This window comes from Erythrobacter sp. HA7-11 (assembly GCF_055693605.1).
Genome location: NZ_JBVFUF010000002.1, coordinates 2,650,206 through 2,666,927, shown reverse-complemented (window position 1 = coordinate 2,666,927; position 16,722 = coordinate 2,650,206). Strand labels below are relative to the sequence as shown.

General features: G+C 58.2%; 19 protein-coding genes and 1 pseudogene. 13 read left to right on the top strand and 7 right to left on the bottom strand.

What is annotated here, in order from left to right; translation table 11 throughout:
- Positions 1 to 53 precede the first annotated feature (53 nt).
- Positions 54 to 3,338 carry a DNA-directed RNA polymerase subunit beta' gene (gene rpoC / locus ACZ1GU_RS13640; protein ID WP_472648500.1) on the top strand — a complete coding sequence of 1,095 codons (3,285 nt, stop codon included), beginning with the start codon at positions 54 to 56 and terminating at the stop codon, positions 3,336 to 3,338.
- Entirely contained in the window at positions 3,307 to 4,356 is a 1,050-nt protein-coding gene (locus ACZ1GU_RS13635; protein ID WP_472648499.1) for a hypothetical protein, read from the top strand. The genes rpoC and ACZ1GU_RS13635 overlap by 32 nt, the downstream gene beginning before the upstream one ends.
- 114 nt (positions 4,357 to 4,470) lie before the next feature.
- Here ACZ1GU_RS13635 and ACZ1GU_RS13630 read toward each other — a convergent pair whose 3' ends face one another.
- Positions 4,471 to 5,385: a hypothetical protein gene (locus ACZ1GU_RS13630; RefSeq protein ID WP_472648498.1), complete on the bottom strand. Its 915-nt coding sequence runs from the start codon at positions 5,383 to 5,385 to the stop codon at positions 4,471 to 4,473.
- A 39-nt stretch (positions 5,386 to 5,424) separates the two neighbouring features.
- Here ACZ1GU_RS13630 and gltX point away from each other — a divergent pair, with 39 nt between their 5' ends.
- Positions 5,425 to 6,789: a glutamate--tRNA ligase gene (gene gltX / locus ACZ1GU_RS13625; protein ID WP_472648497.1), complete on the top strand. Its 1,365-nt coding sequence runs from the start codon at positions 5,425 to 5,427 to the stop codon at positions 6,787 to 6,789.
- Between the two features lie 35 nt (positions 6,790 to 6,824).
- Here the strand turns inward: gltX and ACZ1GU_RS13620 are convergent, their stop codons facing one another.
- The 4 genes from ACZ1GU_RS13620 to pyk are packed head-to-tail and all read right to left on the bottom strand — an operon-like array spanning position 6,825 to position 9,105.
- Positions 6,825 to 6,947, bottom strand: a complete 123-nt coding sequence (locus tag ACZ1GU_RS13620; protein WP_472648496.1) for a DM13 domain-containing protein — start codon at positions 6,945 to 6,947, stop codon at positions 6,825 to 6,827.
- An 8-nt stretch (positions 6,948 to 6,955) separates the two neighbouring features.
- Complete coding sequence (locus tag ACZ1GU_RS13615; protein WP_472648495.1) at positions 6,956 to 7,297, bottom strand: hypothetical protein; 342 nt, start codon at positions 7,295 to 7,297, stop codon at positions 6,956 to 6,958.
- Between the two features lie 50 nt (positions 7,298 to 7,347).
- A complete protein-coding gene (locus tag ACZ1GU_RS13610) occupies positions 7,348 to 7,626 on the bottom strand; it encodes a hypothetical protein (RefSeq protein WP_472648494.1) in 279 nt (92 codons plus the stop codon).
- A gap of 9 nt (positions 7,627 to 7,635) precedes the next feature.
- Positions 7,636 to 9,105 carry a pyruvate kinase gene (pyk, locus tag ACZ1GU_RS13605; protein WP_472648493.1) on the bottom strand — a complete coding sequence of 490 codons (1,470 nt, stop codon included), beginning with the start codon at positions 9,103 to 9,105 and terminating at the stop codon, positions 7,636 to 7,638.
- A gap of 48 nt (positions 9,106 to 9,153) precedes the next feature.
- On the opposite strand from pyk, the gene ACZ1GU_RS13600 reads away from it, so the two are divergent.
- The 3 genes and pseudogenes from ACZ1GU_RS13600 (at position 9,154) to ACZ1GU_RS13590 (ending at position 10,266) form a co-directional block, all read left to right on the top strand.
- Entirely contained in the window at positions 9,154 to 9,477 is a 324-nt protein-coding gene (locus ACZ1GU_RS13600; RefSeq protein ID WP_472648492.1) for a DUF1244 domain-containing protein, read from the top strand.
- A gap of 122 nt (positions 9,478 to 9,599) precedes the next feature.
- Positions 9,600 to 9,836, top strand: a complete 237-nt coding sequence (locus ACZ1GU_RS13595; protein WP_472648491.1) for a DUF2312 domain-containing protein — start codon at positions 9,600 to 9,602, stop codon at positions 9,834 to 9,836.
- 81 nt (positions 9,837 to 9,917) lie between these two features.
- Positions 9,918 to 10,266 (top strand): annotated as a pseudogene (locus ACZ1GU_RS13590) (heavy metal-binding domain-containing protein).
- Here the strand turns inward: ACZ1GU_RS13590 and ACZ1GU_RS13585 are convergent.
- Positions 10,263 to 11,084, bottom strand: coding sequence for a CPBP family glutamic-type intramembrane protease (locus ACZ1GU_RS13585; RefSeq protein ID WP_472648490.1), 822 nt, complete (start codon positions 11,082 to 11,084; stop codon positions 10,263 to 10,265). The pseudogene ACZ1GU_RS13590 and the gene ACZ1GU_RS13585 overlap by 4 nt on opposite strands.
- Before the next feature lie 52 nt (positions 11,085 to 11,136).
- Between ACZ1GU_RS13585 and ACZ1GU_RS13580 the strand changes: the two genes are divergently transcribed.
- The 4 genes from ACZ1GU_RS13580 to ACZ1GU_RS13565 all read left to right on the top strand — a co-directional run bounded on the left by ACZ1GU_RS13580 (position 11,137) and on the right by ACZ1GU_RS13565 (position 13,843).
- Positions 11,137 to 11,883 carry a YebC/PmpR family DNA-binding transcriptional regulator gene (locus ACZ1GU_RS13580; protein ID WP_472648489.1) on the top strand — a complete coding sequence of 249 codons (747 nt, stop codon included), beginning with the start codon at positions 11,137 to 11,139 and terminating at the stop codon, positions 11,881 to 11,883.
- A 99-nt stretch (positions 11,884 to 11,982) separates the two neighbouring features.
- Positions 11,983 to 12,456 (top strand): crossover junction endodeoxyribonuclease RuvC, encoded by a 474-nt coding sequence (ruvC, locus tag ACZ1GU_RS13575; RefSeq protein ID WP_472648488.1) that lies wholly within the window; start codon positions 11,983 to 11,985, stop codon positions 12,454 to 12,456.
- 14 nt (positions 12,457 to 12,470) lie between these two features.
- On the top strand, positions 12,471 to 12,818 hold the full coding sequence (locus tag ACZ1GU_RS13570; RefSeq protein WP_472648487.1) for an arsenate reductase: 348 nt from the start codon (positions 12,471 to 12,473) through the stop codon (positions 12,816 to 12,818).
- Entirely contained in the window at positions 12,800 to 13,843 is a 1,044-nt protein-coding gene (locus tag ACZ1GU_RS13565; RefSeq protein ID WP_472648486.1) for a glycerophosphodiester phosphodiesterase family protein, read from the top strand. The genes ACZ1GU_RS13570 and ACZ1GU_RS13565 overlap by 19 nt, the downstream gene beginning before the upstream one ends.
- Here ACZ1GU_RS13565 and ubiG read toward each other — a convergent pair.
- Positions 13,824 to 14,561: a bifunctional 2-polyprenyl-6-hydroxyphenol methylase/3-demethylubiquinol 3-O-methyltransferase UbiG gene (ubiG, locus tag ACZ1GU_RS13560; RefSeq protein WP_472648485.1), complete on the bottom strand. Its 738-nt coding sequence runs from the start codon at positions 14,559 to 14,561 to the stop codon at positions 13,824 to 13,826. The two genes, ACZ1GU_RS13565 and ubiG, sit on opposite strands and share 20 nt — an antisense overlap.
- Positions 14,562 to 14,613: 52 nt before the next feature.
- Here ubiG and ACZ1GU_RS13555 point away from each other — a divergent pair, with 52 nt between their 5' ends.
- The 3 genes from ACZ1GU_RS13555 (at position 14,614) to ACZ1GU_RS13545 (ending at position 16,706) form a co-directional block, all read left to right on the top strand.
- Positions 14,614 to 15,894: an aspartate kinase gene (locus ACZ1GU_RS13555; RefSeq protein WP_472648484.1), complete on the top strand. Its 1,281-nt coding sequence runs from the start codon at positions 14,614 to 14,616 to the stop codon at positions 15,892 to 15,894.
- 130 nt (positions 15,895 to 16,024) lie between these two features.
- Positions 16,025 to 16,342, top strand: coding sequence for a PilZ domain-containing protein (locus tag ACZ1GU_RS13550; protein ID WP_472648483.1), 318 nt, complete (start codon positions 16,025 to 16,027; stop codon positions 16,340 to 16,342).
- A gap of 49 nt (positions 16,343 to 16,391) precedes the next feature.
- Positions 16,392 to 16,706, top strand: coding sequence for a helix-turn-helix domain-containing protein (locus tag ACZ1GU_RS13545; protein ID WP_472648482.1), 315 nt, complete (start codon positions 16,392 to 16,394; stop codon positions 16,704 to 16,706).
- Positions 16,707 to 16,722: the final 16 nt, after the last annotated feature.

Here is a 16,722-nt window from a genome sequence, read left to right as displayed (position 1 = left end):
AGCCCCTTCCACTTCGCCACCCAAGAGATTTCACCCCCTGAGGGAACCAAGTCATGAATGAACTGACAAAATTCACCAACCAGCTGGCCAAGCCGGAAACCTTTGACCAGATTCAGATCGGCATTGCCTCGCCAGAGCGCATCCGTTCGTGGTCTTTCGGCGAAATCAAGAAGCCGGAAACGATCAACTACCGTACGTTCAAGCCAGAGCGTGACGGCTTGTTCTGCGCGCGCATCTTTGGTCCGGTAAAGGATTACGAATGCCTGTGCGGCAAGTACAAGCGCATGAAATACAAGGGCGTCGTCTGCGAGAAGTGCGGCGTTGAAGTCACCGTCACCAAGGTGCGCCGTGAGCGTATGGGCCACATCGAGCTCGCCGCTCCGGTTGCGCATATCTGGTACTTGAAGTCGCTGCCTTCGCGCATCGGTTTGCTGCTCGATATCCAGCTCAAGCAGCTTGAGCGCATTCTCTACTTCGAAAGCTATGTGGTGATCGAGCCGGGCCTGACCCCGCTTGAGAAATTCCAGCTGCTGAGCGAAGACGAGCTGCTCGAAGCGCAGGACGAGTATGGCGAAGACGCCTTCTCTGCCGATATCGGTGCGGAAGCCGTCAAGGTCATGCTGATGGATCTCGACCTTGAGCAGGAGCGTGAAGACCTGCTTGAAGAGCTCGCGACTACCAAGTCCGCGCTCAAGCCAAAGAAAATCATCAAGCGTCTGAAGGTTGTTGAAAGCTTCATCGACTCGGGCAACCGTCCGGAATGGATGATTCTCGAAGTGATCCCTGTGATCCCGCCAGAGCTGCGCCCGCTGGTGCCGCTGGATGGCGGCCGTTTCGCAACGTCGGATCTTAACGATCTCTATCGCCGCGTGATCAACCGGAACAACCGTTTGAAGCGCCTGATTGAGCTGCGCGCGCCGGACATCATCGTCCGTAACGAGAAGCGTATGCTGCAGGAAGCCGTTGACGCCCTGTTCGACAATGGTCGTCGTGGCCGTGTCATCACGGGCGCGAACAAGCGTCCGCTGAAGTCGCTTTCCGACATGCTCAAAGGCAAGCAAGGCCGCTTCCGTCAGAACCTGCTCGGTAAGCGCGTCGACTATTCAGGCCGTTCGGTCATCGTGACCGGGCCTGAGCTTAAACTGCACCAGTGCGGTCTGCCAAAGAAGATGGCGCTCGAGCTGTTCAAGCCATTCATCTACGCCCGTCTCGACGCGAAGGGTCTTTCGATGACCTTGAAGCAGGCGAAGAAGTGGGTTGAGAAGGAGCGCAAGGAAGTCTGGGACATCCTCGACGAAGTGATCCGTGAGCACCCGGTTCTGCTGAACCGCGCGCCAACGCTTCACCGTCTTGGCATCCAGGCATTCGAGCCTGTGCTAATCGAAGGCAAGGCGATCCAGCTTCACCCGCTGGTCTGCTCGGCCTTTAACGCCGACTTCGACGGCGACCAAATGGCTGTCCACGTTCCGCTGTCGCTCGAAGCGCAGCTAGAAGCGCGCGTGCTGATGATGTCGACCAACAACATCCTCTCGCCCGCCAATGGTAAGCCGATCATCGTGCCTTCGCAGGACATGGTCCTCGGTCTCTACTATCTCTCGATGGAACGTCAGGAAAAGAGCCCTGAATTCATCGAAGAGAAGGATGGCACCAAGGTCGAAAAACTGCCGCGCTTCGGCGACATGGCCGAAGTGCACCAAGCACTTGAGACCAAGTCGGTCACCCTCCACACCAAGATCATCGCCCGCGTTCCGCAGGCTGATGAAGATGGCAATGTGGTGATGAAGCGCTTTGTCACGACCCCTGGCCGCATGCTGATCGGTGAATGTCTGCCCAAGAACCACAAGGTTCCTTACGACATCATCAACCGCCTTCTGACCAAGAAGGAAATCGGCGATGTGATCGACCAAGTGTATCGTCATACCGGCCAGAAAGACACGGTCCTGTTCGCTGACGCGATCATGGTCCTTGGCTTCCGTCACGCGTTCAAGGCCGGCATCAGCTTCGGCAAGGACGACATGATCATTCCTGACAGCAAGGAAGGCATGATCGAAGAGACCAAGAAGCTGGTCGCCGATTATGAGCAGCAATACCAAGATGGTCTGATCACTCAGCAAGAGAAGTACAACAAGGTGATCGACGCATGGAGCCGTTGTGGTGACCAGGTGGCCGACGCCATGATGGAAGAGATCAAGTCGCAGAAGTTCGACAAGGATGGCAAGGAATCGCAGATCAACTCGATCTATATGATGAGCCATTCCGGTGCGCGTGGCTCGCCCGCGCAGATGAAGCAGCTGGCCGGTATGCGCGGTCTGATGGCAAAGCCTTCGGGCGAGATCATTGAAACGCCGATCATCTCGAACTTCAAGGAAGGTCTTACCGTTCTTGAATACTTTAACTCGACCCACGGTGCGCGTAAAGGCCTCGCCGATACCGCTCTGAAGACGGCAAACTCGGGTTACCTGACCCGCCGTCTGGTCGACGTGTCGCAAGACTGCGTCATCGTTGAAGAGGACTGTAAGACCGACAATGCGCTCGAAATGCGCGCCATCGTTCAAGGTGGTTCGGTCATCGCCTCGCTTGGTGAGCGTATCTTGGGCCGCACCACGGCAGAGGATATCGTCAACGCTGCGACCGGCGAGGTCATCGTCAAGGCTGGCACGTTGATCGACGAACCGATGGTGAAGGAAATCGAGGCGGCTGAAACCCAGTCTGCCAAGATCCGCTCGCCGCTGGTTTGTGAAGCGGAGCAGGGCGTTTGCGGCAAGTGCTATGGCCGTGACCTTGCTCGCGGTACTCCCGTCAACATCGGTGAAGCTGTAGGCGTCATCGCTGCACAGTCGATTGGTGAGCCGGGCACCCAGCTGACCATGCGGACCTTCCACATTGGTGGTGCTGCACAGCTCAACGAAACCTCGCACCTTGAGGCCATCTCCGACGGTAAGATCGAACTGCGCGACATGCCAACGATCACCGACAAGAAGGGCCGCATCCTCTCGCTCGCACGCAACGGTGAAATCGCTGTGATCGACGCCGAGGGCCGTGAGCGCGAAATGCACAAGGTTCCTTACGGTACCGTTCTGCACTTCAAGGATGGCGCCAAGGTGAAGGAAGGCGATCGTCTCGCTGAATGGGATCCGTTCACTCTGCCGATCATCACCGAGCAATCGGGTACGGTTAAGTATCAGGACCTCGTCGAGGGTACGACCCTTGAGGAGCGCACTGATGATGCAACCGGTATCGCTCAACGTGTCGTGACCGAAAACCGGGCAACCGTACCGCAAGAAGAAGGAAGACCTGCGTCCGCGCATGACCCTTCTCGGCGAAGGTCAGACCGATGATGGTGAGACCGAAGCACAGCGTTACATGCTGGCTCCGGGCACCACCCTGTCGGTGGAAGACGGCCAGACGGTTGAGGCGGGTGACATCCTTGCGCGTGCATCGCGTGAAGCTGCCAAGACCCGTGACATCACCGGTGGTTTGCCGCGTGTTGCCGAACTGTTCGAGGCGCGCATGCCGAAGGACGTGTCGATCATCGCCAAGATTTCCGGCAAGATCGAATTCGTTCGCGAATACAAGGCGAAGCGCAAGATCGCGATCGTTCCCGAGGAAGGAGATCCAGTCGAGTACCTGATCCCCAAAACCAAGGTGATCGACGTTCAGGAAGGCGACTTTGTGAAGAAGGGCGATACGCTCATCTCCGGTTCGCCGAACCCGCATGACATTCTGGAAGTGATGGGCGTGGAAGCGCTTGCCGAATATCTCGTCAATGAGATCCAAGAAGTCTACCGACTGCAGGGCGTGAAAATCAACGACAAGCACATCGAGGTGATCGTTCGCCAGATGCTGCAAAAGGTTGAGATCACCGATGGTGGCGACACCACCTTGCTGCCGGGCGAGCAGGTTGACCTTGAAGAAATGAACGAGATCAACAGCAAGCTGACGAAGAGCAAGAAGCCTGCCACCGGCACGCCAATCCTGCTCGGTATCACCAAGGCTTCGCTGCAGACCCGTTCGTTTATCTCGGCGGCTTCGTTCCAAGAGACGACGCGCGTTCTCACCCAAGCTTCGGTCGAGGGTAAGAAGGACACGCTGATCGGGCTCAAAGAGAACGTGATCGTAGGTCGCTTGATCCCGGCTGGTACTGGTGCGGGCATGAACCGCATGCGCGTTACCGCATCAAGCCGTGATGCCGCGCTCAAGGCTCAGTGGAAGAAGCAGCAAGAGGCTCTGGCCGCTGCTGGCGAAGCTGAGAAAGAGCCGGAAGCTGATCCGGTATCGAGCGAAGAAGCGATGAAAGCAGCGATGGGTGGCGGAGCCGCTCCGGCTGCTCCGGAAGGCGATGCCTCTGCCGAGTAATCGCCTCGGCTGCTGACTTGAAAGACCCCGCTGGAGCGCAGGCTTCGGCGGGGTTTTTCGTGGTCGTAGCCTTTAAGCTTCTACGCCTTCACTCGGTTGGCCTCTGACAAGCCCCTATGATCCAATTGGTACTATTTTCCATTTCTGGTTCGCCGCTCGTACTGCAGCTTCGCCGGTCAACTCGGTGTCATCGTCAGATTGAAAGCTGAATTTCTCTACAAATTTGGCGACCGCTTCACTTCTGCAAACTTTTACCTCGACCGGGCTCAAATCAGACCGAGAAATCACACAACGAAACGCAGCACTTTCGGTCGGCACGAGATTAGCAGGCTCAAAGTATCTGTTTTCTTCTTGGAGCAAAGTGCGTAGTTCACCGCCTAGGAGGTTCGCGCCTTCAAGCGCATCTGTGTCTTTAGGCAGGTGTTCTGGCTGCATAACAAAATCGAGCCACTGCAGTCCTCTGGAAAATTGCCCGAGCTCACGAAGCGCGTTTGCCGCCCGCAAGTTCAACCAAAACCAATCAGCTGCATCATCTTCGTTGCGTGGCCACTTTATTGCTGTTTCAGCAAACTTGGTTTGGTATCTAGCCTTCCGCTTCGAGTTGTCGTCGGTTTCCCAACTTGCTTGAAGCAAAGAGCTGACCTGAGAACCTAGTCCGCGTCCTGCCTTCTCCTTAAGCCACCAAACCCGGTAATGCTGCGTTTCTGTCTCGCGCAAGGCCTTGAATTCGGGCGTTTCAATCGCGGAAGCGAGCGCAGCAAGCTCTTCTTCGGTGAAGTCTTCATCGAAGAGCAAGAAGCCGTTCTCTGGGCATTCAATCACAGGGTAAACGGGGAGCGGGCTATATGGCCGACCATCAGGACGCTGTCCGAATGAAGAGTTACTCCCAACGACCTGTGCTTTGAACTTCTCGCCGCCGATCGGACACACAAACTCCTCTTCGAAGAAGGTTGTCGCATTGGAGGAACTCGTTCCAAGGGTGAGGCAGGCTGCGGCAAACAGCGCGAAAACTGAAGATTTGTAATTCATGGCTTTTGTCCTCCGCCGAAACACTTTAGCGCATTCTGAATGAGACACACTACTCGTTTTGCGCCCGCTCCCACGGGCCGCCTTCATGTTGGCAATATCCGCACCGCGCTGCACAACTGGATGCTTGCGCGCAAAGCTGGCGGCAAGTTCCTGCTGCGGATTGACGACACTGATGCTGCGCGCTCGAAGGAAGAATATGTCGAGGCCATTCGCGAGGATCTCGCCTGGCTTGGCATTGCGCCGGATATGGAAGAGCGGCAGTCGCTTCGCCTTGATCGTTACGACGCGGCGTTCGAAGTGCTCAAGGAAGCGGGGCGCATCTATCCTGCCTACGAAACCCAGCAAGAGCTCGAGCTTAAGCGTAAGGTGCAGTTGGGGCGCGGCCTGCCGCCGATCTATGATCGCGGCGCGCTGAAGCTGAGCGATGAAGAGCGCGCAGCAAAGGAAGCCGAGGGGATCGCACCGCATTGGCGTTTCAAGCTCGATCATGATGAGCCGATCGAGTGGGAAGATGGCGTTCGCGGCAAGCAGAAATTCGATGCAGTGCAGCTCTCTGATCCGGTAATCCGGCGCGCGGATGGATCGTGGCTCTATATGTTGCCAAGCACGGTCGATGATGTCGAAATGGGTGTCACGCAAGTGCTACGTGGCGAAGACCACGTTTCTAATACTGCCGTTCAAATTCAGATGTTTACCGCACTTTATGCTGCAGGCTTTGCTGCAGCATCGGGCGCGCAGAACGAACTGCCCAAATTCGCCCACGAGGCGCTTCTTGTGGGTCGCGAGGGTAAGCTCTCCAAACGCCTCGGCTCGCTCGGTTGTGATGCGTTCCGCGAGCGCGGAATCGAGCCCGAAGCGATCATCGCTTTGCTCGCGCGGCTCGGCACATCATTGCCGGTTGAGCCGATCGCGAGCCGCGAGACGCTGCTGGAGACGTTCGACCTTTCGACCTTTGGCCGAGCGCCAGCCAAGTTCGACGATGCCGATCTGGACCGGATTAACGCGGCGATTGTGCACCAGCTCGACTTTGCCGATGTCTCTGACCGCTTGCCTGACGGTATGGGTGAAGACGCGTGGCGCGCGATCCGACCCAATCTCGAAACGGTCGGCGGCGCGCATGATTATTGGCGCATTGTCACCGGACCGGTAGAATTGCCTGAATTTACCGATGAAGTCCGTGCCTACTTGGCCGAGGCGGCCAAATCGCTTGAGTGGGGCGACAACCCGTGGGCGACGCTTACTGGGAAGCTGAAGGAAAGCACGGGTCGTAAGGGTAAGGCGCTCTTCCTGCCGCTGCGTCAGGCGCTGACCGGCATGGACCATGGGCCGGATATGGGCGATCTGCTCCCGGTTCTTGGCGAAGAGGTTGCGCGGCGGCGACTAGAAAGGGCGGCTGGCGCTTGAGCAGGTAACCGGGAACTTGGTTCGCTAAACCTCGATTAGCGGTACTTTGCGGCGGTGATGAACTCGCCAAAGCTTTCACACCAGACAACGACCGTCGTGTATTCATTGACGTCGACGCCTGCCGGCACGTCGAGCAGGAATCCGTCGAAACTTTTCACATCGCCGATTACGGTACCGATTGGGATTTGATCGGTTCGAACTCGTCCTCGTGCTCGACAAATTCCTTCGTCAGATAAATCTTGTAGTCCGGTCCGGGAGCCAGCCCGCCTTGGTGCACGATCTTTGTTGGAGAGATGCTGATCGTGCCTTCGCCCCAGTGCAGCGCATCGCTGCCGCGCAAGTCGCGGGTCAGCTTTGCGGAGAATTCAGCCGCCTGCGCTTCGGCTTCCAGAGTGGCTGCAGCGGGCGCAGGTTGAGCGGTTAGGATTGGAAGGAAGTAGATTCCAAGTGCAAATCCCACTGCCAAAGTGCCAAGATGCGTTGCCGCCAATACTACAAAGCGTTTCATTCGCGAGACTCCCTAGGTCGACAAACATCTAAGCGCAGCGGCTGGAACGGTCAAAGAGGGTTGGAGCCCTCTTCGCGTTCAAGTCCGGCCATCAGATCCATAAAGTTACGCGCTGCCTCACGATCATCTTCGTCTTTGAATGCGACATCAAGGTCGGGCGCTCGGCCCAGCATAAAGAGCAACGACCACAGCGCGAACCTCTTGCCCCGGTCTTTTTCAAGGCCCAGGTCGACCAGCATCTTCTCCGTTCCTGCCTCAAGCGCGCCCGGAGCGATATCTGACGGATCGCTAACGGCGAAATAGCGCAGAAGCAGGTCATCGAAATCCATGATCGCGCGCTACTCGGAATGCTTTTCGAGCTCATCGCCCTTGAGCGTGACGACATTGAGCAAATTGGTGCTGCCCGGTGTTCCGAACGGCACGCCTGCGAGCGCGATCAGCTTGCTGCCAGCCTCGCCAAAGCCGTGGCGCAGCGCCATCCGCTTACCCTTCGCGATCATTTCTTCAAAGCTGCCAATGTCTTTGGTAGCAACGGCATGCGCGCCCCAAAGTAAGGCGACCCGGCGCGCGGTTCGCATACTCGGGGTGAGCACGAGCATAGGCGTATCAGGCCGTTCGCGGGCGACCCGCCGAGCGGTTGAACCGGAGCTAGTGAACACTGTGATTGCGCTGATCGCGACAGTGTCAGCGATCGTCATGCAGGAATGTGCAAGCGCATCGGCGGTCGTCGCATCGGGCGGCGTATCGAGGAAGCGTACCCGTTCCAGATAGGCCTCGTCGTGTTCGACCTGATCGGCGATCCGGTCCATCATCAACACTGATTCCTCTGGCCAGTCGCCCGCAGCGCTTTCAGCCGAGAGCATCACCGCATCCGCCCCGTCATAGACCGCATTGGCAACGTCGGAGACTTCGGCGCGGGTCGGCATCGGGCTTTCGATCATGCTTTCGAGCATTTGCGTGGCGACGATCACCGGCTTGCCCGCGCCCCGCGTCGCATTGACGATCTTCTTTTGAAGCGGCGGAACCTCGAAGGGCTCAAGCTCTACGCCCAGATCGCCGCGCGCTACCATGATGCCGTCTGACATCTCAATGATCTCGTCGAGACGGTGCACGGCCATCGGCTTTTCGATCTTGGCGCAGAGCGCAGTGCCGGGTCCGATCAGGCGGCGTGCTTCGGCCAAGTCATCTGGGCGTTGAACGAAGGAGAGCGCGATCCAGTCCGCTCCGTGTTTGACGGCAAAGGCGAGGTCCTTGCGGTCTTTGTCAGTCAGCGCCGGAATGGGGACCTCGGCGTCGGGAACGTTGACCCCTTTGCGATCCGAAATCACGCCGCCGACTTCAGCCGAGCAGAAGATCTTCTCGTCATTGGCCTCAATCACACGAAGTTTGATCTTGCCGTCATTGATCAGCAACCGTTGGCCTTTGTCGAGAATGCCAAACAGCTCAGGATGCGGCAGGCAGACCCGCGTCTCATCGCCCGGTGCCTCGTCCCGGTCGAGCGTGAAATGGCCCGAGTGGCGAATTACTGCCTTGCCATCCTTGAACGTACCAACGCGCAGCTTTGGTCCCTGAAGGTCGGCGAGGATCGCGATTGGGCGCGCGAATTCCTTTTCCATCGCGCGGATCGCCTTGATCGTCGCTTCGTGATCGGAATGCTCGCCGTGGCTCATATTGACGCGAAACGCATCCGCCCCCGCCTTGAACAAATTGCGCAGCATTTCCGGCGATCGGCTGGCCGGACCGACAGTCGCCAAAATTTTGACCTTGCGGCCACGAGGGTTCATTCGGTCGAAATCGCTCTTGCTCATAATCGCAGCTATGGCACAGGCGGATTTCAACTCAAGGATAAGGTGAATATGGATACGAATGCGTCTGCAAATTCGAAAGCGCTCGACGAGCTTGATGATGCGGTTGCAGCGGCGGCATTCCGCCAATTGGTGCGGCATTTGCAGCATCGCCACGATGCCCAGAATATCGACTTGATGGGGCTATCCGGGTTTTGCCGCAATTGTCTGGCGGACTGGATCCGCGATGCGGGATTTGAGGGTGATAAAGCGGCGGCGCGTGAGCTGATCCACGGCATGCCGATGGAGGAGTGGAAGGCCACGCGGCAGACCTCTGCAACCGAAGAGCAGCTTGCGGCGATGCAAGCGAGCGTCGCTAAGAATAGACCGGACTAGCGCCCGCGCGCGGTCATCAACAGCTACACACAGGAAATCTTCTTACCCCCGGTTCATTCCAGCGGGCGCGCTCGCTATCGCAGCGACAACACAAATTTCACTGATTCTCGGAGACTACAGACATGGCAGAAGCCACCGATGACCGCCTGCGCCTTTTGATCGAGCGCATCGAACGCCTCGAAGAGGAAAAGAAAGGCATCGCCGACGATATTCGCGATGTCTACGCCGAGGCGAAAGCCGTCGGTTACGACCCTAAGATCATGCGCCAGGTTGTGCGCCTGCGGAAGATGAAGCCTGACGACCGCAACGAGATGGAAACCGTGCTTGAGACCTATAAGGCGGCACTCGGCCTCGGCTGATCGCTCGCCCTTGGGACCTGCGTTGAAATCTCCGCCGCCTGTATTATATGGGTAATACAGCAATATCAGGAGGATTATCATATGGCTGGACCATGGAAAGATGCGCGCGGCATCACTGTCAGCACTACGCCCACACTCGAAGGGCAACCGATTCAGGAATATCTGGGTATCGTGACCGGCGAAGTGATCGTCGGGGCCAACCTGTTCCGCGATCTGTTCGCCAATATTCGCGATATCGTGGGCGTACCGCTCGGGCAGTTATGAGCGTATCCTGTCAGATGCGCGCAATCAGGCGATCGAGGAGCTGCAGGCCGAATGCGCGACGCGCGGAGGCAATGCGGTGGTCGGCGTTGACCTTGACTATGAAGTGATCGGCGACACAGGTTCCATGCTGATGGTCTCTGCCAGCGGGACGGCGGTGAAAGTCTAGGACGCGGCTTTCGTCGCAGCCAGCACCAGCGAGATAATCAGGCCATTGTGCAGCATATGCAGTGCGATGGCCGTCCACAGGCCATCGTTGACGCGCAGATAGCCGAGCATTGTGCCGAGGATAAATTGCGGCAGGATCAATGGGAGCAGTGCGGCCAAATTGCCTTCGCTAAAGTTGAGCAGATGGATGGCGGCGAAGGCCAAAGTGCTAAGCCAGAACATGGCGACGAAGATTGTTCTAAACCATGCAGGCGCTTGGCGTTTCCAAAGCATTGCTGCCGCGATCATGTAGAGCACAATGCCGCCAAGCATGGCCGCACCCAATGCGATCTCTGCCTGGTCGCCAGTGGAGTTCGCTCCGGCCATCGCGGCGCCAACGCCGGCAATCAGGGCAATTGGGAAGCCGATGAGATAGCGCGGCCTGCCCGAAAGCCAACTGCGGAAGACAAGCTCCTCCAGCAATGGCGCGACCAGCACCACCGCGAAGACAATGGCGGCTGTGATTTCGATTTCAGCGAGTGCGGTGCGCGGGATCTCGAACCCGAACACCATCACCGCTCCGGCAACCGCCATCAATAGGCTCATTGCGATCAGATCGAGCACCAGCATGCGCAGGGTCGCAATAGTCTGTCCGCCCAAGCCGCCGCGCTTTTGCTCCGGCAGATGGGGGCGCTTTAGAAATGAGAAAAAGTCGGACCATTGCGCGCGCAGGTTTACCGGTTGCACGCTTGGTGTGTTTTGATCGGAGGTGGTTGGCAGATCGTCTGCGTCCACATCGCCTGATGCCACCGACACGGGGCTTGTGATCTTGTCGTTCATCGGTTTAATGCGCCCCAGCTATCAATCATTCAACTCGGCGAAATGACATCCCATGGCAGGCCATTCCAAATTTAAGAACATCATGCACCGCAAGGGTGCGCAGGACAAGAAACGCTCCAACCTGTTTGCCAAGCTTTCGCGCGAGATCACTGTCGCGGCGAAAATGGGCACGCCCGATCCCGATATGAACCCACGCCTGCGGCTCGCGGTCAACACCGCGAAGTCGCAGTCCATGCCGAAGGACAACATCCAGCGCGCGATCGACAAAGCGAGCGCGGGCGATGACGAGAATTACGAAGAGGTCCGTTATGAAGGCTATGGCCCCGGCGGCAGCGCGATCATCGTCGAGACGCTGACCGATAATCGCAACCGCACCGCCACCGCCGTGCGCACCGCTTTCAGCAAGAATGGCGGCAATCTCGGCACAGAAGGTTCGGTCGCACACGGATTCGAACGGCTCGGCTACATCGAATACGGCGCCGATGCTGGCGACGAAGAGAAAGTCCTCGAAGCTGCGATGGAAGCCGGTGCAGAGGACATTTCGTCCTCCGACGACGGCCATGAAATCTGGACCGCAGCCGAAGACCTTCATGGGGTGGCCTCTAGCCTGGAGGCGGCTTTGGGTGAAGCAAAGGAAGTAAAGCTCGCGTGGAAACCCAACCTGACGGTTGAACTCGACGAGAAAGACGCCGGCGTTCTGCTCAAGCTGGTCGATGCGTTGGATGACGACGACGATGTGCAGACCGTTTGGGGCAATTACGACATTTCAGATGAGGTCATGGCCAAGCTGGACGCGTGACTTGGCGCGAGTGGCTCTTTGCCATCGGGCTAGGGGCAGCATTCCTGCTCGCGATTGCATGGCGGCTCGGATGGTTGATCGGATTGTGAAGTTGCGCCAGTGCTGATCCTCGGCCTTGACCCTTCACTCAGCTGCACCGGCTGGGGCGTGATCCGTGCAGAGGGGTCTCGCATCACGCATATCGCCAACGGTCAGATCAAGACCGATGCGAAGGCGGCCATGCCTGTACGGCTGTCGCATATCGTCACCGCACTGGAGGCGGTGATCGCAGAGCATTCACCGACACGCGCGGCCTGCGAAGAAGTGTTCGTGAACAAGAATCCGCAGTCAACGCTGAAACTGGCGCAGGCGCGTGGAGCAGTGCTGGCAGCTTGCGGTGCGCAAGGTGTATCCGTGAACGAACATTCCGCCCGCTCGGTAAAGAAATCGGTCGTTGGGACGGGCGGCGCCGACAAGACGCAGGTTCAGGCGATGCTCAAAGTGCTTCTTCCCGGCGCCGATCTGGCTGGAGCGGACGCTGCCGATGCACTTGCGGTGGCGATTGCCGACGCGCATCTGACCAGAGATTTTTGAAAGCTGACAAGACGATGACAATCCAACTCTATGGCATCCCCAATTGCGACACGGTCAAAAAGGCGCGAAAGTGGCTCGATGCGAACGGGCATGACTACATCTTTCACGACTATAAGAAGGAAGGCGCTGACCCCGCAAAGCTGGAGCAGTGGATCGCATCGCATGGCGTCGATGTCGCGCTCAACAAGCGCGGCACGACCTATCGCAAGCTTTCTGACGCCGAGAAGGCCGATGCGGTCGACAGTCACAAAGCGGTCGCCTTGTTGGTTCAGCACCCTTCAATGATCAAGCGTCCAGTGGTGGAATATCCCGGTGGGACATTGGTAGGTTTCAAGGAAGATGAATGGTCCGCTTTGTTTTAACGACGATCGCCGCTGCACTCGCTACGATAGCCCCGGTTCCCGTAATGGCTGAAAGCGATGTCATCGTGATCGCCCATCGCGGTGCGAGCGCAGAGCGGCCCGAGCACACGCTCGCCGCGTACGAGCGCGCGATCGATCAGGGCGCGGACTATATCGAGCCCGATCTGGTCGCGACCAAGGATCTGGTGCTGGTTTCGCGCCACGAGAACGAACTGTCGGAAACCACCGATGTTTCGAGCCGCGAAGAGTTTGAGAGCCGTCAGCGCGAAAAGATGATCGACGGCCAGCTCGTTGCGGGCTGGTTTGCCGAGGACTTTACGCTGGAAGAGCTTCATACTCTGCGCGCGAAAGAGCGCATTCCCAACCTGCGGCCTGCCAACATTGCCTTTAACGGTCTCTATCAAGTTCCGACTTTTGAAGAGATTGTGAGGCTGGTGCGCGCGAAAGAGCAAGAGACCGGGCGCAAGGTCGGCCTCTATCCAGAGCTCAAGCATCCGACGTTCCTGCTGGAAGAGGCGGGGATTGATCTGGTCGACCTTTTCCTGCGCGATGTCAGACAGCTTGGCCTAAACGTCGATGACAAAGTGATCGTCCAGAGTTTCGAGGTCGGCGCTTTGCGGCGGCTCAACCAACGCAGCGATTTCAAGCTGGTGCAATTGGTGAAGCCAGAGGGCGGTCCGGCGGATGAGCCGCAAATGCGCTACGCCGATATGACCGCGCCATCAGGCTTGGAGGAGATTGCGACTTATGCCGATGGGGTGGGCGCGAACATTTCAGTGATCCTCAACGCGGATGGCTCGCCGACGTCGCTGGTGGCAGATGCCAAGGCGGCTGGATTGGATGTGCACGCCTGGACGCTTCGTCCGGAGAATGCGTTTCTGCCCGCACCACTCAAATCAGATGGCGGCGATGCTGCGCATGGCAATCACGCAGCGCTGCAAGGTCTGCTTGTGGCCGCTGGAGTGGACGGTATCTTTGCCGATAACCCCGGTTCCGCGGAGACGGTCAATCGCGCCGTGCGGTAAGGATATAGTTTAGCGCCTCATCGTCCGACAGGTGCAGACCTTTGCCGGGACGATAGGCGATTCCGCGTCGCTCGCCGACTTGCAGGCTAGCATCGCTGAGCAAATCCTCAAGTTCCTCTGGCGTAACGAAGTCGCTCCAGTCATGCGTCCCTTTGGGCACATAGCCGACTGCCTCAGCCGCCCCGACCAACAGCACGCGGCTTGCAGCGGTGCGGTTGGGCGTCGACATGACCAGCAGGCCACCCGGCGCAAGCCGCTCGGCGACATTGGCGAGGAATGCGGGCTTGTCCGCCACATGCTCGACCACTTCGAGGCAGGTGACGAGATCGAATGCGCCGATATCGAGGCTGGCAAGCTCTCCCGCCATGTAGCGGATGTCGAGCCCCATCGCCTCGGCATGGGCGGCGGCGGCGGAGACATTCTCGCCCGCCGCATCGACACCAGTAACCTGCGCGCCAAGCCGTGCCAACGGCTCGCATACGAGCCCCGCGCCGCAGCCAATGTCGAGCGCGGTCTTTCCTGCAAGCGGCTGCGCAGCGCGAATATCACCGCCCCAATGCGTGTCGATCCCGGCGCGAATAAACTCCAGCCGAACCGGATTGACCTGATGCAGCGAAGCCATCGGGCCTTTGGGATTCCACCAATCGCGCGCAAGCGAGGCGAAGTGCTCCGCCTCTTCGGGCCGGATAGTTACATTCGAGACATTTGCCTTTGTCATGCGCTCCCCCTAACAGCGCGCGAAGATTCTCACCAGCAGGAGCTTTGACGCCTTGGTACGCATAGTGATGAAATTCGGCGGCACATCAATGGCCGGGACCGAGCGCATCCGCCGCGTGGCCAATATCGTCCGCGCGCAGGCTGCGGCTGGGCATCAGGTAGCGGTCGTCGTCTCAGCCATGGCGGGCGAGACGGATAGGTTGGTCAATTTCTGCCGAGAGGCAAACGCGCTTTATGATCCGGCGGAATATGACGTGGTGGTGTCGAGCGGCGAGCAGGTCACGAGCGGGTTGCTGGCGCTCACTCTGCAATCCTTGGGTTGCAAAGCGCGCAGCTGGCTCGGCTGGCAGCTGCCGGTCAAGACGATTGAAGCGCACGCCAAAGCTCGGATCGATACGATTGATGCACCGGGTCTGGTCGAGGCTCTCGAAAACGGCGAGATTGCGGTCATCCCCGGCTTTCAAGGCATTTCGGACGAGGGGCGCGTGACAACAATGGGCCGCGGCGGCTCAGACACCTCGGCTGTTGCCATTGCCGCGGCGGTGAAGGCCGATCGCTGCGACATCTACACCGACGTAGATGGAGTCTACACCACCGACCCGAGGATTGTTGCCAAGGCGCGCAAACTAAAGGCGGTCACTTACGAAGAGATGCTGGAGCTGGCCTCAGTCGGGGCCAAGGTCCTGCAGACCCGCTCTGTTGGTCTGGCGATGAAAGCAGGCGTGCGCATCCAGGTGCTTTCGAGCTTTGTCGGCGACGACGCTATCCCGGCCGACCAAATCCCCGGCACCCTCATCGTCTCGGATGAGGAAATGGACACTCTAGTGGAGAATGGCGATATGGAACGCCAACACGTAACTGGTATCGCGCACGATAAGAACGAGGCGAAAATCATCCTCACCCGCGTGCCAGACAAGCCCGGCGCAGTGGCGCATATCTTTGAGCCGCTTGCTGATGCCAGCATCAATGTCGACATGATCATTCAAAACGTCGGGCGCGACAAAGGCGAAACCGACGTGACTTTTACCGTGCCGCAAGCTGATCTGGCTCGCGCACAAGCGCTGCTTGAGGACCGGATGAGCGAGATCGGTTTCAACCGGATCATTACCGACAGCAAGATCGCGAAGATCAGCGTCGTGGGCGTCGGGATGAAAAGCCATGCCGGTGTTGCGAGCAATATGTTCCGTGCGCTGTCCGATCGCGGTATCAATATTCAGGCGATCTCGACCTCAGAGATCAAGGTTAGTGTGCTGATTGATGAAGACGAGACCGAGCTTGCTGTTCGTGTCCTTCACACCGCTTATGGACTGGATTCGGGCAAGGAAGCGGCCTGATCAGCCCGATCGAGCTGCGACGAATGGTGTTGACCCGCTTAAGCCTTCGCTTCGTCGAGTTAAGTGCCATTTGCTAACCCTTTCTTAACTCCGTTCGCAAAGATTTGCGGCTCGCAAAGGAGTCGCGAACATGGTCTTGAAAGCACATCTCGGTCCGGTGGAGGCCGATCCCCAAGCTGACGCAGGACGTAATCAGCCGAGGCGAGAGCTGCGGCTTGAGACGAGCGGTGTCTTGCCCGGCGGAGTGAGCGCCAACGTAACCGTTCACAACATCTCTGCCACTGGCCTGTTACTCGAAACAACACTGCCTATCGAAAGCGGCGAAGCCCTGCAGGTTGAATTGCCTCAGATCGGCGATGTGCTGGCCGAGGTGGTTTGGGTGAGCGGTTCCTTGGTTGGCTGTGCCTTCGCACAAGCACTTAGTTCGTACCGCGCTTGCAGCGGCTGAATTGCGCTCTGAGGCGCCGTTGCCAGACAATGTAGGTGCACCCTTGAGCATGGCACCGCTTACTGGAGAGACGCTAGGGCTCAAACTTTCCCGGCTTCGCAAAGAGCGGAACCTAACCCTCGCTCAAGTCGCTGATTATCTTGGTGTAAGTAAGCCAACAGTGTGGGCCTGGGAAAAGGGAAAGGCGCGCCCTCTGCCTGATCGACTGGATGCCATCGCGGAAGTTCTGGGCGTTTCTTCGGATGAATTGTCCGGCGCTTCGATGCCTGATGACAGCGCGGCAGTCATCGCGGAAAGCCGATTACGTATTGCTACTGTGCTTGGAACGACCCCTGACAAAGTGCGTATCATGATCGAATTGTGAAATCAGTGTTTACAAA

What these genes read in the sequence shown, in the direction of transcription:
- ACZ1GU_RS13610 (WP_472648494.1), bottom strand. Translation starts at nt 7,626, where the DNA reads ATGGATTTCGATGACCTGCTTCTGCGCTATTTCGCCGTTAGCGATCCG.
- ACZ1GU_RS13565 (WP_472648486.1), top strand. Translation starts at nt 12,800, where the DNA reads ATGGTCCGCTTTGTTTTAACGACGATCGCCGCTGCACTCGCTACGATA.
- rpoC (WP_472648500.1), top strand. Translation starts at nt 54, where the DNA reads ATGAATGAACTGACAAAATTCACCAACCAGCTGGCCAAGCCGGAAACC.
- ACZ1GU_RS13630 (WP_472648498.1), bottom strand. Translation starts at nt 5,385, where the DNA reads ATGAATTACAAATCTTCAGTTTTCGCGCTGTTTGCCGCAGCCTGCCTC.
- ubiG (WP_472648485.1), bottom strand. Translation starts at nt 14,561, where the DNA reads ATGACAAAGGCAAATGTCTCGAATGTAACTATCCGGCCCGAAGAGGCG.
- ACZ1GU_RS13570 (WP_472648487.1), top strand. Translation starts at nt 12,471, where the DNA reads ATGACAATCCAACTCTATGGCATCCCCAATTGCGACACGGTCAAAAAG.
- ACZ1GU_RS13580 (WP_472648489.1), top strand. Translation starts at nt 11,137, where the DNA reads ATGGCAGGCCATTCCAAATTTAAGAACATCATGCACCGCAAGGGTGCG.
- ACZ1GU_RS13615 (WP_472648495.1), bottom strand. Translation starts at nt 7,297, where the DNA reads ATGAAACGCTTTGTAGTATTGGCGGCAACGCATCTTGGCACTTTGGCA.
- gltX (WP_472648497.1), top strand. Translation starts at nt 5,425, where the DNA reads ATGAGACACACTACTCGTTTTGCGCCCGCTCCCACGGGCCGCCTTCAT.
- ACZ1GU_RS13595 (WP_472648491.1), top strand. Translation starts at nt 9,600, where the DNA reads ATGGCAGAAGCCACCGATGACCGCCTGCGCCTTTTGATCGAGCGCATC.
- ACZ1GU_RS13600 (WP_472648492.1), top strand. Translation starts at nt 9,154, where the DNA reads ATGGATACGAATGCGTCTGCAAATTCGAAAGCGCTCGACGAGCTTGAT.
- ACZ1GU_RS13635 (WP_472648499.1), top strand. Translation starts at nt 3,307, where the DNA reads ATGACCCTTCTCGGCGAAGGTCAGACCGATGATGGTGAGACCGAAGCA.
- ACZ1GU_RS13550 (WP_472648483.1), top strand. Translation starts at nt 16,025, where the DNA reads ATGGTCTTGAAAGCACATCTCGGTCCGGTGGAGGCCGATCCCCAAGCT.
- ACZ1GU_RS13585 (WP_472648490.1), bottom strand. Translation starts at nt 11,084, where the DNA reads ATGAACGACAAGATCACAAGCCCCGTGTCGGTGGCATCAGGCGATGTG.
- ACZ1GU_RS13545 (WP_472648482.1), top strand. Translation starts at nt 16,392, where the DNA reads ATGGCACCGCTTACTGGAGAGACGCTAGGGCTCAAACTTTCCCGGCTT.
- pyk (WP_472648493.1), bottom strand. Translation starts at nt 9,105, where the DNA reads ATGAGCAAGAGCGATTTCGACCGAATGAACCCTCGTGGCCGCAAGGTC.